14 protein-coding genes are annotated in these 14,347 nt (G+C 41.2%); 9 read left to right on the top strand and 5 right to left on the bottom strand.

What is annotated here, in order from left to right:
• The first annotated feature begins 62 nt into the window (after nucleotides 1-62).
• The 6 genes from hemH (at nucleotide 63) to gdhA (ending at nucleotide 6,950) form a co-directional block, all read left to right on the top strand.
• Nucleotides 63-1,112, top strand: coding sequence for a ferrochelatase (gene hemH / locus ACWPKD_RS08980; protein WP_455412343.1), 1,050 nt, complete (start codon nucleotides 63-65; stop codon nucleotides 1,110-1,112).
• The gene (locus ACWPKD_RS08975) at nucleotides 1,088-1,645 is read left to right on the top strand and encodes a CopD family protein (RefSeq protein ID WP_455412342.1); all 558 of its coding nucleotides are present in this window, start codon (nucleotides 1,088-1,090) and stop codon (nucleotides 1,643-1,645) included. Before hemH ends, ACWPKD_RS08975 begins: the two co-directional genes overlap by 25 nt.
• A gap of 57 nt (nucleotides 1,646-1,702) precedes the next feature.
• Nucleotides 1,703-3,118 carry a sensor histidine kinase gene (locus ACWPKD_RS08970; RefSeq protein WP_455412341.1) on the top strand — a complete coding sequence of 472 codons (1,416 nt, stop codon included), beginning with the start codon at nucleotides 1,703-1,705 and terminating at the stop codon, nucleotides 3,116-3,118.
• Between the two features lie 5 nt (nucleotides 3,119-3,123).
• Nucleotides 3,124-3,906 carry an enoyl-CoA hydratase/isomerase family protein gene (locus ACWPKD_RS08965; protein WP_455412340.1) on the top strand — a complete coding sequence of 261 codons (783 nt, stop codon included), beginning with the start codon at nucleotides 3,124-3,126 and terminating at the stop codon, nucleotides 3,904-3,906.
• A 60-nt stretch (nucleotides 3,907-3,966) separates the two neighbouring features.
• Nucleotides 3,967-5,514 carry a hypothetical protein gene (locus ACWPKD_RS08960; protein ID WP_455412339.1) on the top strand — a complete coding sequence of 516 codons (1,548 nt, stop codon included), beginning with the start codon at nucleotides 3,967-3,969 and terminating at the stop codon, nucleotides 5,512-5,514.
• Between the two features lie 89 nt (nucleotides 5,515-5,603).
• The gene (gene gdhA, locus ACWPKD_RS08955; RefSeq protein WP_455412338.1) at nucleotides 5,604-6,950 is read left to right on the top strand and encodes an NADP-specific glutamate dehydrogenase; all 1,347 of its coding nucleotides are present in this window, start codon (nucleotides 5,604-5,606) and stop codon (nucleotides 6,948-6,950) included.
• 56 nt (nucleotides 6,951-7,006) lie between these two features.
• Here gdhA and yiaA read toward each other — a convergent pair whose 3' ends face one another.
• On the bottom strand, nucleotides 7,007-7,468 hold the full coding sequence (gene yiaA, locus ACWPKD_RS08950) for an inner membrane protein YiaA (protein WP_455412337.1): 462 nt from the start codon (nucleotides 7,466-7,468) through the stop codon (nucleotides 7,007-7,009).
• A gap of 122 nt (nucleotides 7,469-7,590) precedes the next feature.
• Between yiaA and ACWPKD_RS08945 the strand changes: the two genes are divergently transcribed.
• The 3 genes from ACWPKD_RS08945 (at nucleotide 7,591) to ACWPKD_RS08935 (ending at nucleotide 10,873) form a co-directional block, all read left to right on the top strand.
• A complete protein-coding gene (locus ACWPKD_RS08945; protein WP_455412336.1) occupies nucleotides 7,591-9,081 on the top strand; it encodes a hypothetical protein in 1,491 nt (496 codons plus the stop codon).
• Between the two features lie 183 nt (nucleotides 9,082-9,264).
• Nucleotides 9,265-9,885 carry a hypothetical protein gene (locus ACWPKD_RS08940; RefSeq protein ID WP_455412335.1) on the top strand — a complete coding sequence of 207 codons (621 nt, stop codon included), beginning with the start codon at nucleotides 9,265-9,267 and terminating at the stop codon, nucleotides 9,883-9,885.
• Between the two features lie 148 nt (nucleotides 9,886-10,033).
• Nucleotides 10,034-10,873 (top strand): hypothetical protein, encoded by an 840-nt coding sequence (locus tag ACWPKD_RS08935; protein ID WP_455412334.1) that lies wholly within the window; start codon nucleotides 10,034-10,036, stop codon nucleotides 10,871-10,873.
• A gap of 8 nt (nucleotides 10,874-10,881) precedes the next feature.
• Here the strand turns inward: ACWPKD_RS08935 and ACWPKD_RS08930 are convergent, their stop codons facing one another.
• The 4 genes from ACWPKD_RS08930 to ACWPKD_RS08915 form a co-directional block, all read right to left on the bottom strand.
• Complete coding sequence (locus ACWPKD_RS08930) at nucleotides 10,882-11,526, bottom strand: HD domain-containing protein (protein ID WP_455412333.1); 645 nt, start codon at nucleotides 11,524-11,526, stop codon at nucleotides 10,882-10,884.
• A gap of 4 nt (nucleotides 11,527-11,530) precedes the next feature.
• Nucleotides 11,531-12,454, bottom strand: coding sequence for a polysaccharide deacetylase family protein (locus tag ACWPKD_RS08925; RefSeq protein WP_455412332.1), 924 nt, complete (start codon nucleotides 12,452-12,454; stop codon nucleotides 11,531-11,533).
• Between the two features lie 127 nt (nucleotides 12,455-12,581).
• The gene (locus ACWPKD_RS08920; protein WP_455412331.1) at nucleotides 12,582-13,580 is read right to left on the bottom strand and encodes an acyl-ACP desaturase; all 999 of its coding nucleotides are present in this window, start codon (nucleotides 13,578-13,580) and stop codon (nucleotides 12,582-12,584) included.
• Between the two features lie 4 nt (nucleotides 13,581-13,584).
• Nucleotides 13,585-14,319 carry a lysophospholipid acyltransferase family protein gene (locus tag ACWPKD_RS08915; RefSeq protein ID WP_455412330.1) on the bottom strand — a complete coding sequence of 245 codons (735 nt, stop codon included), beginning with the start codon at nucleotides 14,317-14,319 and terminating at the stop codon, nucleotides 13,585-13,587.
• Nucleotides 14,320-14,347: the final 28 nt, after the last annotated feature.

Below are 14,347 nucleotides of genomic sequence, written 5' to 3'. Positions count from 1 at the left end.
ACTTAAAGGAATTATTAATTTTCAAAGTTGCGGATTTGTATTACCTTTGAAAAAAATACAAAATGAGAGGAGTTTTATTGGTAAATCTGGGGTCTCCCGAGAGTCCGGAACCCAAAGATGTAAGGCCATATCTGGATGAGTTTTTAATGGACAAATATGTGATCGATGTGCCGTATTTACTGCGTGCCTTCCTGGTTCGAGGGCTTATTTTGCGAAAGCGTCCTGAAAACTCTGCCGAAGCCTATCAGAAAATCTGGACTAAAGAAGGTTCTCCATTAATTGTGCTTTCCAGAAAAATGCATGAAAAAGTTAAAGGCCTGGTTGATTTACCGGTTGCGTTAGCGATGCGTTACGGAAAGCCTTCCATAGAAAGCGGCTTACAGGAATTATATGATAAAGGTGTTCGTGATGTTTTAATGTTGCCACTTTACCCGCAGTATGCCATGGCTTCCACGCTGACTATTTTGGTTTTAGCCGAAGAAATCCGCAGTAAGAAATTCCCCGACATGAAAATCACCGATATCCCGGCGTTCTACAACCAACCGGATTATATTAAAGTGTTGTCGGATTCTATTAAAAATCATCTTGGAAATTTTGATTACGATAAATTGGTGTTTTCCTATCACGGGATTCCGGAGCGTCATGTCCGAAAAACCGATGCCACTAAAAAGCACAAAAAATTTGAAACCGATAAAATGTGCTGTGAAGTAGGCACCCCGGAAGCAGAATTCTGTTACCGTACCCATTGTTACGAAACCACCCGTCTAGTAGTGGAGCAGCTTCAGCTTCCTCAGGATAAATACTATGTCACCTTTCAGTCGCGTTTAGCCGGAGATAAATGGTTGGAGCCTTACACGGATATTGTATTAAACGATTATCCGAAGCAAGGCGTTAAAAAAGTGGCGGTCGTAACCCCTGCTTTTGTAACGGATTGTCTGGAAACCCTCGAAGAAATTGCCATGCGTGCCAATGAGGAATTTATGGAAAACGGCGGAGAAGCCTTTCATACGATTCCGTGTCTGAACGATGACGATCAATGGTGTCAGGTAGTAGCCAAATGGATTAACAACTGGAAGAACAACGGATCATGGACCAGTACTACAACTACATAAAATCACTCCATCTGATTTTCGTGATCACTTGGTTTGCCGGGCTTTTTTACATTGTTCGGCTTTTTGTATACCATGCGGAAGCGAAAACCAAACCGGAACCGGAACAAAGCATACTAGTGAAACAGTACCAGCTGATGAGCTATCGTTTGTGGTACATCATTACCTGGCCGTCCGCGATATTGGCCAGTATTTTTGCCTTTTGGATGCTCTTTGGAACCACTTTGGGGAATGCCTGGCTGATAATGCCTTGGATGCAGGTGAAATTAGGATTTGTTTTCTTATTATATTTATACCATCTGAAATGCCATCAGATTTTTAAGCAGTTGCAGCGGGATGAAGTAAAACATTCGTCTGCGTTCTTCCGATTGTGGAACGAAGGGGCAACCATTATCCTTTTTGCGGTGGTTTTTCTGGTGATTTTGAAAGACGCCTTCAACTGGATCTATGGCGTAATCGGAATTTTGTTGTTTTCCATACTGTTGATGTTGGGCTATAAATTCTATAAAAAAATAAGAGAAAAAAATCAGTCGTAAATGGCGCAAAAGTTTATAATAACGCAGTTATCCCTTCGCTTACGAATATTTCTTTCGATGATACTGCTTACTTTAATTGCGTCGGTACTGATTGCTGCGGTGTCGATTTACCAGTTTAAAAAAGAAGCCCGGGATTACCATCAGGACAGGCTGGAACGCAAAGAAGACGCTATTACCGAACACATCAACTACATCCTTTCCACAACGACGTATCCGCTCACTACCGAAAACCTTTCCCTGATTTTTAAGGATAAGATATACGAGCTGGCCAACATCCACAGTCTTGAAATCAATATTTACGATCTGAACGGCAAATTGCTGATCTCGTCTAAAGGTGCCTTTTCGGTAGACAAAGCCGCAAAACCGATACAACCGATCATCCTGAAAATCATTCAGTCGTCCACCAGCAAGCGATTCGTCGACCTGCAAATGATCAACGGGCAGAAATACCGCTCGTCTTACAGCTATCTGAAAGATACCAAATTTAAACCGCTCGGGATTTTGAACCTTCCGTATGTGGAAGAAACGACCTTTTACCAGAACGAACTCCGCAATTTCCTGATGCGTTTCGGTCAGGTGTACCTGTTCATGCTCTTGATTTCCTTTGTCATCGCCTATTTTTTGTCGAGTTATATCACCAAATCCTTGCAAACCATCAGCGACAAGATTCGCGAAACGCAACTGAACAAAAAGAATAAAAAAATACAGTTGGAAGCCAGCAGTTACGAAATCCAATCCTTAGTGGATGCTTATAACGGGATGGTGGACAAATTAGAAGAAAGTGCCGTCTTACTGGCACAAAGTGAAAGGGAAGAAGCCTGGCGCGAAATGGCCAAACAGGTGGCCCATGAAATCAAGAATCCGTTAACCCCCATGCGGCTGACCGTGCAGAGTTTTCAGCGGAAATTCGATCCGACCGACCCTAACGTGAAACAGAAAATGAGTGACTATTCCAAAACACTTATTCAACAGATTGACACCATGAGTTCCGTGGCTTCCGCGTTTTCCAATTTTGCTTCGCTTCCGGCACAGCAGAATGAAACCCTGAACATCGTGGATGTGGTCAAACTGGCGCTGGAGATTTTTAACGAGCCCTACATTCAGTTTTTTGCCGAAGAAGAAGAGATCGTAACCAAGATCGATCGCACCCAACTCATCCGTATCATTACCAATCTGGTGAAGAATGCCATCCAGGCAATACCGGAGGAACATGAAAACCCTTTGGTCTTTGTGCGGGTTTACCGGGAAGACGGCGCTGCGAAAATTGAAGTAAAAGATAACGGGAAAGGCATCAGTATTGAAGATAAAAATCGTATTTTCGAGCCTAAATTTACCACCAAGACCAGCGGTATGGGACTGGGACTGGGCATTATAAAGAATATCGTGGAAAGTTACCACGGCACCATAGATTTTGAAAGCGAATTGGGATTAGGAACGAAATTTAACGTTACGCTCCCCATCATAAACACTTAAATAATATGAGTTACGAAAACATTTTAATTGAAAAAGAAAACGGGATTTCCGTAATAACCATTAACCGTCCGACCAAGCTGAATGCTTTGAACAAAGCCACCATCGAAGAGCTTCACAGCGCCTTTGAAGCGGAAAACCAGGACAAAGCCACTAAAGTGATCATCATCACCGGAAGCGGGGAAAAAGCCTTTGTGGCCGGAGCCGATATTTCCGAGTTTGCCAGTTTTTCAGTGGATCAAGGGGCGCAATTGGCCGGAAAAGGGCAGGAATTGTTGTTCGATTTCGTTCAGAATTTATCCACACCGGTCATTGCAGCCGTTAACGGTTTTGCTTTAGGCGGTGGTTTGGAATTGGCGATGGCGGCACATTTCCGTGTAGCCTCTGAAAATGCCAAAATGGGGCTTCCGGAAGTAACTTTGGGGGTAATCCCGGGCTATGGCGGCACCCAGCGTTTGCCACAATTAATAGGAAAAGGGCGTGCTATGGAAATGATCATGACTGCCGGAATGGTAGATGCCAAAACGGCCTTGAATTACGGTTTGGTGAACCATGTGGTCCCTCAGGAAGAACTGCTTGGATTTGCCAAAGATATTGCCGCTAAAATCACTAAAAATTCCAGCGTGGCGATTGCCAAAGCCATTAAAGTGATCAATGACAATTATGTAGACGGTGTAAACGGCTTCCAGTCGGAAATAAAGGCTTTCGGAGAATGTTTCGGAACTGCTGATTTTAAAGAAGGCACCACGGCCTTTTTAGAAAAAAGAAAAGCGGAATTCCCTGGAGAATAAAATGAAATCCCGTTGAGAAAACGGTTTTTTTTAATTTACCCAAATTGTAATACAATAAGCATGAACAAAAATTTATTATGGCTAACGGTGCTTTTGGTTTCCGTAGTTTCTTTTGCCCAACAAATCCCCTTTGAAATCAAAAAAAGTGATGTTTTTAAAGACGAATACAAATATTCCTCCATCGTATTGGTGGCAGACGACGGTAATGACGGTGTGGTAATTGTTCGTTCCTATATGGGAGGTGTTTTCTCAAGAGGATCCGGGTATTATTTTGAGCATTATGACAGCAACCTGAAGCTTTTAAAAGAATATGAGTACGAATTGAAATATTCGAAAGCCGTTAGGCAGAGTTCGGTTTTGGGGATTATCATGGACGGGCAGCGTGTGAACATCGTCGACTTTATTTATGAAAAAGACCAAAAGGCGTATATCTGTTCCGCGTTAAGCGCTGATATTTCGGATTTTAATTTTACCTCAAGAGAGCTTTTCCGCATTGACAGCGAAGAGATCAAACAATTCGGATTTTTCAGTTCGGCAGGATTTGACGGGGATTCCGGAGCAAATATGATCATCAATGAGGACAAAACCGCTTTCGCCATCACCATAGACATCAAGGATAAAAATGCGGAAACCCACCGTTTGTTCTTGTTTGATAAATCCTTAAATAAAAAAATAGATCATTCTTTCAAACGGGACATCAAGGATAGAAAATTCCGTTATGAAAACATTGATATTTCCAAGGATGCCACTACGCTTTATCTGCTGGGAAAAGTATACACCGAGGAGCAAAAGAAGAAAAAAGAAGGCGGGAAGTATCAGTATGAGCTGACCAGAATAACCGCAGACAGCGAAAAAACACAGGTTTTTGATACCGATGAACATTTTGCGGCCTCGTTGAAAACCATAGTCTATCAGGACAGATTGTCGTGCCTTGGTTTCTTTTCGGACCGAAAGGACTATCGTTTTAAAGGGATTTGTTATTTTGAATTGGATCCGGTAACCTTAGCGATCAAAAACGCAAAATACAATGCTTTTACAGAACAGTTCATGGTGGACAAGTACGGAAAGGATAAAGATAAAGAACTGAAAAACCTGTCGTTCCGAAAAATAATCGCAACCCCTAATAACGAGATCATCTTTAATGCAGAAGAATATTATGTGACCTCACATTATGTGGGTAACCAATACGGAGGCAGCTGGCATTATATCTATCATTACGACGATATAGTAAGTGCAAGGATCAATGCCGGCGGTGAAATCGTGTGGGCGCGCAACATTAATAAACGCCAGTCCACAGGAGGTGATGAATCCTATATTTCCTATTCTTCGACTGCTAAAGGAAGCGACGCCTACTTTTTTATCAATACCGGTGAAAAAGTGAAAAAATTAAGCAACAACAGGATCCAGTTCGGGCAAACCAGTACCAAAAGATCCAACCTGAATGTTATCAGGATCAATCAGAACGGGGATTTTGAGTATCAGGAAATCCTTGACGACAAAGACAACGAAGTGCCTTTCATGGTATCCAACGGCATTTTGTCCGGCGATTCGGTTTTCTTTATCGGAAGAAAAGGGAAGAAAAAACAAATACTTAAAGTGACGATATAGTCTGCATAGTTTTTAAATTTAAAAAGCGAACCCCTACGGTTCGCTTTTTTTTGTATTTTTATAACAAATACACACTAAACCAATAACAAATGACACACCAAAAAATCGATGCTTTTCTTCAGTCCGTAGAAAAGAAAAATCCGAATGAACCGGAATTTTTACAGGCCGTAAAAGAAGTGGCTGAAACGGTTATTCCGTTTATTGAAGTTAACGAAAAATACAACAATAAAATGCTTTTGGAGCGCATGGCTGAGCCGGAGCGCGTGGTAATGTTCCGTGTAGCCTGGATCGATGATGCCAGAAAAACCCAACTGAACCGAGGGTATCGTATCCAGATGAATTCAGCGATCGGGCCTTATAAAGGAGGCTTGCGTTTTCACCCGTCGGTTAACTTGAGCATTCTGAAGTTTTTGGCTTTCGAACAGGTATTCAAAAACAGTTTAACAACCTTGCCTATGGGAGGTGGTAAAGGAGGTTCCGATTTCGACCCGAAAGGAAAATCCGATACGGAAATCATGCGTTTCTGCCAGGCTTTCATGACCGAATTGGCACGCCACATCGGTAACGACACCGATGTTCCTGCTGGAGATATCGGAGTGGGAGGCCGTGAAGTAGGATATCTGTTCGGACAATATAAAAAATTACGCAACGAATTTACCGGAGTATTGACCGGAAAGGGGATTACCTTTGGAGGTTCTTTGATCCGTCCGGAAGCTACGGGTTATGGGGACGTATATTTTGCGCAGAGCATGTTAGCGACCCGCGGTGAAAGTTTTTCTGGTAAAACGGTTGTGGTTTCCGGTTCCGGAAATGTGGCGCAATACGCCATTGAAAAAGCAACCCAATTAGGGGGTAAAGTAGTTACGGCTTCCGATTCGTCCGGTTACATTTATGATGAGGCAGGTATCGATGCTGAGAAATTGGCGTATATCATGGAAATCAAAAATGTAAGCTACGGCAGAATCAGTGATTATGTTGCAAAATATCCAAATGCAAAATACATCGCGGGAGAGAAACCTTGGGGTGTAAAATGTGATATCGCTTTGCCGTGTGCCACGCAAAATGAGTTAGACGGTAAGGACGCGCAGGTTTTGGTGACCAATGGTTGTTTCTGTGTGGCGGAAGGGGCTAACATGCCTTGTACACCGGAAGCGGTAGAGGTCTTCCACAAGGCTAAAATTCTTTTTGCGCCCGGGAAAGCTTCGAATGCCGGCGGTGTGGCAACATCCGGTCTGGAAATGTCACAAAACTCTTTGCGTTTGAGCTGGAGTTCCGAAGAGGTAGACGAGCGCCTGAAACGCATTATGCACGACATTCACGAAGCTTGTGTGAAATACGGTGCGGACGGAACAGGGTATATCGACTACGTAAAAGGAGCAAACATTGCCGGTTTCGTAAAAGTGGCCGATGCGATGTTGGCACAGGGAGTTGTGTAAACTAGTACTATTTAAAATATAAAAGCGGCTTTCAAAAAGCCGCTTTTTTTATACGATTATTTTTCAGAAGATACTTTCAGGTCCCGGGTGTTTTTCTGCACGGTAATGGCGGCAAATAAACTAATCAGAAAGGCTAGTCCGAAGAATCCTTTCTCGCTTAACAATAAATCGGCATTCCACAATCCGATGACCAGCAGGGTTACGGAAGCCAGGGTGGAAAACCAGCTCAGGCCATAATAGATTTCCGTTACGGGTATTCCTTCCATTTTGTCCCGCACATTTTTCTGTACCGAAATAACCGAGAACAATCCAAAAAGGAGCAGGGTGAAATAATAACCTTTCTCGTTCAGCTGCATTTCGGCGTTGTACAAACCTACCCAATAGGAAATGATTCCCGTGAAGAAAACGATCCACGAAGCGCCCACAAAGGCATTAGTAGGTTTAAGAACGGAGATTTTATTGTCCTGGTTTTGTGTTGTTGTAGTTTCAGTGTGTTCTGTTGTTTTTAAATTTTCCATGATTATTTGTTTTTGTTAAGGCGAAATTCCTTCAAAAAAACAAACTTTGAAAATCAATTTTAAAATAAAACTGACGATATTTTTTAATTTAATATCTTTAAATCCCGGAAACGATTTAAGCTATGAACGCCATTACTGAAATTATTAATTTGCTTACTGATGCTGAAGAAAAGGAATTTATACTGTTCCTTAAAAAGAAAAACAAGCGGCACGATACCAAAAACATCAAGTTTTTTAATTTATTAAAAACTGATGATATAAATGATGAAAAATCATGGTATAAAAACAAACCGGCCTTGTATGCCTTGCGGAAGCGCTTGTATGAAAGCCTTGTCGAATTCCTGGCCGACAAACGTTTTGAAACCGGGGCTTCGGAGGAAAAAGAAGTTTTGAAACGCATTGTTCTGGGCCGAACTTTTTTTGAGCATTCACAACCAAAGCTGGCCTTTAAAATGCTGGAGAAAGCTGAAAAAATGGCGCTTAACCTTGAAGCTTTTAATCTGTTGAATGAAATTTACCACACCCGTATTCAGTATGCCTATCTGGACACGAATTTGCCTTTTGAAACCTTAGTGCAGCAATACCAAATCAATCAGTTAAAATTCCTTCAGGAAGAAAAACGTAATCTGGCTTATGCTTCACTGCGCATTGCTTTGGCTAAAATTAAGGAAGGCACGGAATTTTTCGATTTTCAGCAGCTCATCCAGCAAACGATTGCCCGATACGACCTTTCGCTCTCCGAGATTTTGACCTTTAAATCGTTGTACCAACTGCTTTACATTACCAACGAATATGCCGCCTTGCGCAACAGTTATTTTGAAGTGGCCCAATTCGTAGACCAGAGTTATCACTTCATCCTTGAAAAAAAAGACCTGTCCGAACGGCATCTGTACTATCATATCCATATTTTGTATTTCATGGCCAACCTGCTTTTCCGCAACAAACGTTTTGAAGAAGCAGACCGCTATCTTGAAAAGATGAAGGTTGAAATGCAACGTCAGAGCAAAAGTTATTACAAAGAATTTTATCTTAAATGGGTTTTGTTGAAAGGTTTAACCGCGAATTATTCCGGAAAGGCAGAAGAGGCCTTACAATTGGTTGACAGTGTTTTGGGAACCGCCACCGAAAAGGATACGCCGGCGGTTTTAGATTTGCTGTTGTGTCAGCTCGTTTTCAGTTTTCAGCAGCAGGATTTTAAAAAGGCACAGCAAACGCTTAAGCACCTTCACCATACTGACGTCTGGTACGAGAAAAAAACAGGTATGGAATGGGCGATTAAAAAAAATCTGGTGGAACTGTTGCTCCATACGGAATTGGGAAATACCGATTTGGTGCTTTCCCGAATGAATAGTTTTAAAAGACGCTATAAAAAGTATTTAAAAGACTTAAAAGAAGAACGGGTTTTGGTTTTTCTGAAGCTGACTGAAAACTATTTGTTCGATCCGCAATACATCACTTCCAGCCACTTTAAATTACAGTTGGAGCAGTCCTTTACTTGGAAAACCCACGCTGAAGAGGATCTTTTTGTGATGAGTTTTTATGCCTGGTTAAAAGCCAAAATGGAGAAAAGACCTGTTTACGAAGTTACGTTGGAGTTGGTCAAAGCGGAATGATTTAATTTTACAGATTTAACTTACAATGTAAATTTTGTTGTATTTCAGGTATTTCAGATAATTCTTTCGAAATATAATCTTTTTTCATCTAGTTTAGCAGAAATTCTTACAAAATAATTTTTCAGCGCGCGGAAAAAATAAACTTTGTTTGGATCCTATTTATTTATAAGCTAAAAAATAATCATGAAAAACACATTTATTAAAGGTGTGGCTTTGGTAGCCATGGCCTCTTTTATTTTCTTTAGTTGCAGCAGCGACAATGATGTACAATCTTCATCATCTGTTAAAAACAACAGTTCGGTTTTGATGAGAGGTTCAGGGGGAGTATATGAAGGTTTTGAAGAATTAATGGCGGATCTCTATTCGGATCACCAAAACGTAGAGGAAGCCGTTGAGTATCGTGCAGACGGCGTAACGTATCTGGTTTCTGAAGTAACTGTGGAGAGCGATTTACAAGGCTATTTTCTTGAAAATGCAATTACCAAGGAAGTGGTGTATTTATCGGAAGATGCTGATAAGGGGATTTTAAACCATTTCTCATTGGTTAGAGGTTCTGTGAATAAGCAAGTTTTTGACTTAACCCAAGATCCTAATTATGCAACGGATGGGTTTTCACCTAAAACACCAAGAGATGTTACCGTACAAAAATTTTGGGGATGGGGCGCGCCTCATTTGCAGGACGGACCTTGTGAAAACGGTGTGCGACCTTGGGTGCAATCACATTATACTTTTTGGATTGCAGATGGCGGGACCAGACCAGTTTTAGGTCTTGATGGGCAACCAATGTATGCACCTTGTGAATAATATAACAGTTAAAAAAGAGTTTGAATTTTCAAACTCTTTTTTTTAAATCGTACCAAGAATTGTGTCTGATATTGTTTTATTACGGTAGAAAGTTTTTTATGTTGAATAAGAGTCCTTTTTTGTAAGATGCGTTATTAAATTATGCATAATGAGTATATTATTAAGTAAATACCAATTCATCTGTTTGCTTTTGTTTGTGTCTTTTAACGGTGTAGCGCAAACATCCTTCACCTTAAAAGGGATTAAGTCAAAGCAACCCATTCCTTATGCCAGTGTCTTGAAGGAAAATAAAATCTACGGAACGGCAGATTCACTTGGAATATTCCATGTTAAAGACGGTGATTTGGGAAAACATTTCACTATTTCAAGCGTCGGTTATGAAACTTTAGATGGTGTACTAAAAGGAGATGCAAAAATTATTTTTTTAAGTGAATCGGTTAAACAGTTGCAGGAAGTAAAAATTGTAAAGCGAAAAGGAAGCAAGACGGTTAAACTGGGTAAAGCCAAAAAAGGGGATTTCGGAATTTGTGCAAGAATGGAAGATCAGGTGGGTTTACTCGGGAAGTATTTTTCTTCAGGGAAGAATGAAGGTTTGTTTGTGGATAAAATAAAATTCAACGCTTTAAGTTCTAAGAACGGGCAAATCATCAATTTTTTGTTGTATTCCGTAAATGAAAACGGAGAACCGGATAAAATCCTTACACAGGAAAATATACTGTGTGCCTTAAAGAAAGGGAATCACACTAATGAAATAGATTTAAAACAATATGGTATTGAAATGCCCAAAGAAGGAATTTTTGTTGTTTTTCAATATCTTTTAGTTGAACAGAACAAGCAATACAGCAGCTATAACAAAGAATGGTTTTTTTATGAACCTTCCCTGGATGCAAGTGTTTCGGAAGGATATACTGATTCCTGGTTTAATGACGGCTCCTGGAAAAAAGCGGAGAATTATTCACTGAATTTTCAGCTGCTATTGATGGATTAATAAAGTAATTATTTTCCCCCTTCCCATTCTGCATAAAACTGCGCTAAAAAACCTTCCATGTAGGCATGGCGCTGTTCCGCGATTTGCTTTCCGGTTTGAGTGTTCATTTTGTCTTTCAACAGGAGCAGTTTTTCGTAAAAATGGTTCAATGTAGGTGCTTCGGAATTTTTGTATTCTTCCTTGCTCATGTTGAGGTTTGGCTGAATCGCCGGATTGTACAAGGTCCGGTTTTTGAACCCGCCATAGTTGAAGGTACGCGCAATCCCAATAGCGCCTAAGGCATCTAAACGATCGGCATCTTGAACGATATCCAGTTCTTTGGAAGAAAAATTCTTTTCAACCTTCCCACCCTTGAACGAAATGTTTTCGATAATCGCAATCACATGCAAAATGGTGGCTTCCGAAACGCCATGCCCCTCCAGAAAAGTACGTGCCGTTTTCGGGCCAATCTGTTCGTCGCCGTTGTGGAATTTACTGTCGGCAATGTCGTGAAGTAAGGCACCCAATTGCACAACCGTTAAGTCGCAATCTTCCCCTTTTGCGATCAAAAGGGCATTTTTGTAGACGCGTTCGATGTGAAACCAGTCGTGGCCTCCTTCCGCATTTTCGAGTTGCTGCTTTACGAATTGAATAGTGTGGTCGATTACGTTCATCGGATTATTTGTTTTGTAGGCTGTTGTAGAGGGTTTCGATTGCTTCGGTATTGGGTTCCTTTTTCATAAGTGCCATTCGTTTTTCCGGATTGTTCATCCATCGGTACAGCCAGGAAATGCCCCATTTTTTGGTATAATAGTCGTTTTGCTCGTACACATCATCTTTTAAGGCCTTTTTTAAACTGATGAACTCGTATTTTTTTGAGCGCAGCGCTTTAATCAGGTCAGGCAGGTATACCGCATTGAGGACGTTGTCATGGCACAGGTAGATGTGGCGGATGTTACGGCCGTATTGTTCTTTCGAAATCGTTTCCATGTACGCGAAATATTCCAACGTTTTGTTTACGTATTGTTGTCCTGTTTCCTCCGCTTTTTGGAATTCCTTTCGGTTCAGATAGTATTCGTAAACATAATTATACATCCAGTCCACGCTTTCAATGGTGAAGGGCGTGATCCGATAGTGGTTTTTTGTCAGATAGTCGCTAATAGCTTTGTGTTGCAGGCTGTCTTTTCCTAAATCGTTATAAGGAAACCGGAAATACTCCAGTTTCTTTTTGTTTTTAAGTGCCCATTGTTGCGTGAGCACAGCCCCTTTTTGAATGTCTTCCGTAAAAGCCTCAAAACCCACTTCCGAATATCTGGAATGGGCAAAGGTGTGGTTGCCCAGCGTAATGTATTTTCGGTTTAACCAATGGTCAAATTGCAATTTCCGGGCAACAGAATCGCTTTTAAACAATTTTCCTTCATTGATGAAAATCGCAACCGGAATGTTTAGGGCATCCAAAGTGGTTATGAGAGATGGTTTGCCGGTGCTATTCTGGAAGGACGAACCTTTTGGAATGTCGTCAATGGTGATGGCAACATAGGATTGCCCTTTTGAGAGTAGTGGTGTAAAAAGGAAAGCCAATACCAATAAAAAGTTTCTCATATTGAATACCATAACGGAAGGGTTGTTTTTTAGATGCTTTATTCTGATGGAATTGTATTCAGATTAAAAAATCCTTTCGTTTCGGAAAGGATTTGTCTATGTTTTGTTCTCTTTTTTCTTAAAAAAACTATTTCACTAAAGCCGGTTGCACCCATTTGAAGATTTTTTCTTCTGTCGGTACGACCATGCGTTCTGCGATTCGGGTCATACGTGCGGGTAATTTCAACAGATAATCACGGGCTTTTTCGGCTTCGTCGGTCAGGTTGTTGATTTTGTCGATTTCCCATTTCGCATTCAGTTTCTCAAGGATTTCCACATAATCCATCGCGGTATAAACGCCGATACGTTGTGCCGATTCCGAGAATTTTTCAAAGGCCGTACCGATGCTTTCTCCGGATTCGCGGATCAAATGCGCCGGCATGGTGATTTTCTGTTTCATCATGTATTGGAAGGCTAACATCATTTCGCTTGGATCGACTTTGAAGATACGGTCCACAAATTCCGAATAGGCGTGATGGTGACGCATTTCATCCCCGGCAATCAGTTTACAGATTTTCGATAATTTATGATCACCGAATTTCTTAGCTAATTGTGCCACGCGGTTGTGAGAAACATACGTAGCCAGTTCCTGAAAACTGGTAAACACGAAGTTTTTATACGGGTCGCGGTCGGTTCCGGGATCAAAACCGTCGTTGATTAAATGCTGGGTGGTGATTTCCATTTCGCGCATGTTCACGCGGCCGGACAGGTACAAATATTTGTTCAGTAAGTCCCCGTGGCGGTTTTCTTCGCCGGTCCAGTGACGCAGCCATTTGGCCCAGCCATTATCGCCATTTGGTCCTTTTTGGGTAACGCCTTCTACATCCATTAACCAGGTTTCATAGGTGGGTAAGGCTTCTTCGGTGATGGTGTCGCCAACTAAAACTACCCAGAAATCGTACGGTAAATCTTTGGCGATTTCGCGTAATTCGGTTACGTCTTCTAAAAAAGTTTCTTTTTCAGAATTGGGTAATAAGTCAGACGGTTGCCATATCTTTTCGACTGGTATCAGGTAGTTTTCTACGAAAGTGTCAATGTTTTTTTCTAAAAACTGCATCACTTCCAAACGTACATTTTGTATTGACATAATCTTAATTTTTTATTCCTTGTACTACCGCATTTTCCGTTTTCTCCATTAATTCCGGGAATGAAAAATCCTTAATCGCTAAAGGTTCGTGAATAGTGAAATGTAATTGGTTGCCTAAACCCATCGGAAATGATCCGTAACGCAACATTTTCCATGAGTTGTTGATCGAAACCGGAACCACATAGGCTGAAGGCGCATATTTGCATAAAATCTTCAGGCCATTTTCCGAGAATCGTTTTGGTGTACCGGTTCGGCTTCTTGTCCCTTCCGGGAAAATTACGGCAGAACGGTTGTTTTTTTCTATATACTCGCCCAAACCTTTGATTACCGGTAAGGCTTGTTTGGGGTCTTTCCTGTCAATTAAAACGGAACCGCCGTGGCGTAAATTGTATGACACGCTCGGGATCCCTTTACCCAGTTCAATCTTACTTACAAATTTAGGGTGAAATCTTCGTAAATACCAGATAATACCAACAATATCGTATAAACTTTGGTGGTTGGCCACGAAAATGATGGGGGTATCTTTTGGGATTAAATCGGTATTGTCCACTTTATAGGTTGTCCCAAGGATGTTCGTGCATTTGGTCAGGCCGAAATTCAGATAATCGACGCTTTTTTTGTGCGCCTGATACCCAAATACGTTAAAACATATCCACTGGATCGGATGGAACACTACAAGACACAGCCCAAAGGCCAGGTAGAAAACGATAGAAAGGGGATAAGAAATAATCTTTTGCATTTTTAAAAACTAAAGCGCAAATATAAGG

Source organism: Flavobacterium pedocola (genome assembly GCF_053764385.1).
Note: the sequence above shows the minus strand (reverse complement) of the source record. Positions and strands in the feature narration are given on the sequence as shown.

What these genes read in the sequence shown, in the direction of transcription:
- ACWPKD_RS08965 (WP_455412340.1), top strand. Translation starts at nt 3,124, where the DNA reads ATGAGTTACGAAAACATTTTAATTGAAAAAGAAAACGGGATTTCCGTA.
- ACWPKD_RS08960 (WP_455412339.1), top strand. Translation starts at nt 3,967, where the DNA reads ATGAACAAAAATTTATTATGGCTAACGGTGCTTTTGGTTTCCGTAGTT.
- hemH (WP_455412343.1), top strand. Translation starts at nt 63, where the DNA reads ATGAGAGGAGTTTTATTGGTAAATCTGGGGTCTCCCGAGAGTCCGGAA.
- ACWPKD_RS08970 (WP_455412341.1), top strand. Translation starts at nt 1,703, where the DNA reads ATGATACTGCTTACTTTAATTGCGTCGGTACTGATTGCTGCGGTGTCG.
- ACWPKD_RS08935 (WP_455412334.1), top strand. Translation starts at nt 10,034, where the DNA reads ATGAGTATATTATTAAGTAAATACCAATTCATCTGTTTGCTTTTGTTT.
- ACWPKD_RS08940 (WP_455412335.1), top strand. Translation starts at nt 9,265, where the DNA reads ATGAAAAACACATTTATTAAAGGTGTGGCTTTGGTAGCCATGGCCTCT.
- ACWPKD_RS08975 (WP_455412342.1), top strand. Translation starts at nt 1,088, where the DNA reads ATGGACCAGTACTACAACTACATAAAATCACTCCATCTGATTTTCGTG.
- ACWPKD_RS08915 (WP_455412330.1), bottom strand. Translation starts at nt 14,319, where the DNA reads ATGCAAAAGATTATTTCTTATCCCCTTTCTATCGTTTTCTACCTGGCC.
- ACWPKD_RS08920 (WP_455412331.1), bottom strand. Translation starts at nt 13,580, where the DNA reads ATGTCAATACAAAATGTACGTTTGGAAGTGATGCAGTTTTTAGAAAAA.
- ACWPKD_RS08925 (WP_455412332.1), bottom strand. Translation starts at nt 12,454, where the DNA reads ATGAGAAACTTTTTATTGGTATTGGCTTTCCTTTTTACACCACTACTC.
- gdhA (WP_455412338.1), top strand. Translation starts at nt 5,604, where the DNA reads ATGACACACCAAAAAATCGATGCTTTTCTTCAGTCCGTAGAAAAGAAA.
- yiaA (WP_455412337.1), bottom strand. Translation starts at nt 7,468, where the DNA reads ATGGAAAATTTAAAAACAACAGAACACACTGAAACTACAACAACACAA.
- ACWPKD_RS08945 (WP_455412336.1), top strand. Translation starts at nt 7,591, where the DNA reads ATGAACGCCATTACTGAAATTATTAATTTGCTTACTGATGCTGAAGAA.
- ACWPKD_RS08930 (WP_455412333.1), bottom strand. Translation starts at nt 11,526, where the DNA reads ATGAACGTAATCGACCACACTATTCAATTCGTAAAGCAGCAACTCGAA.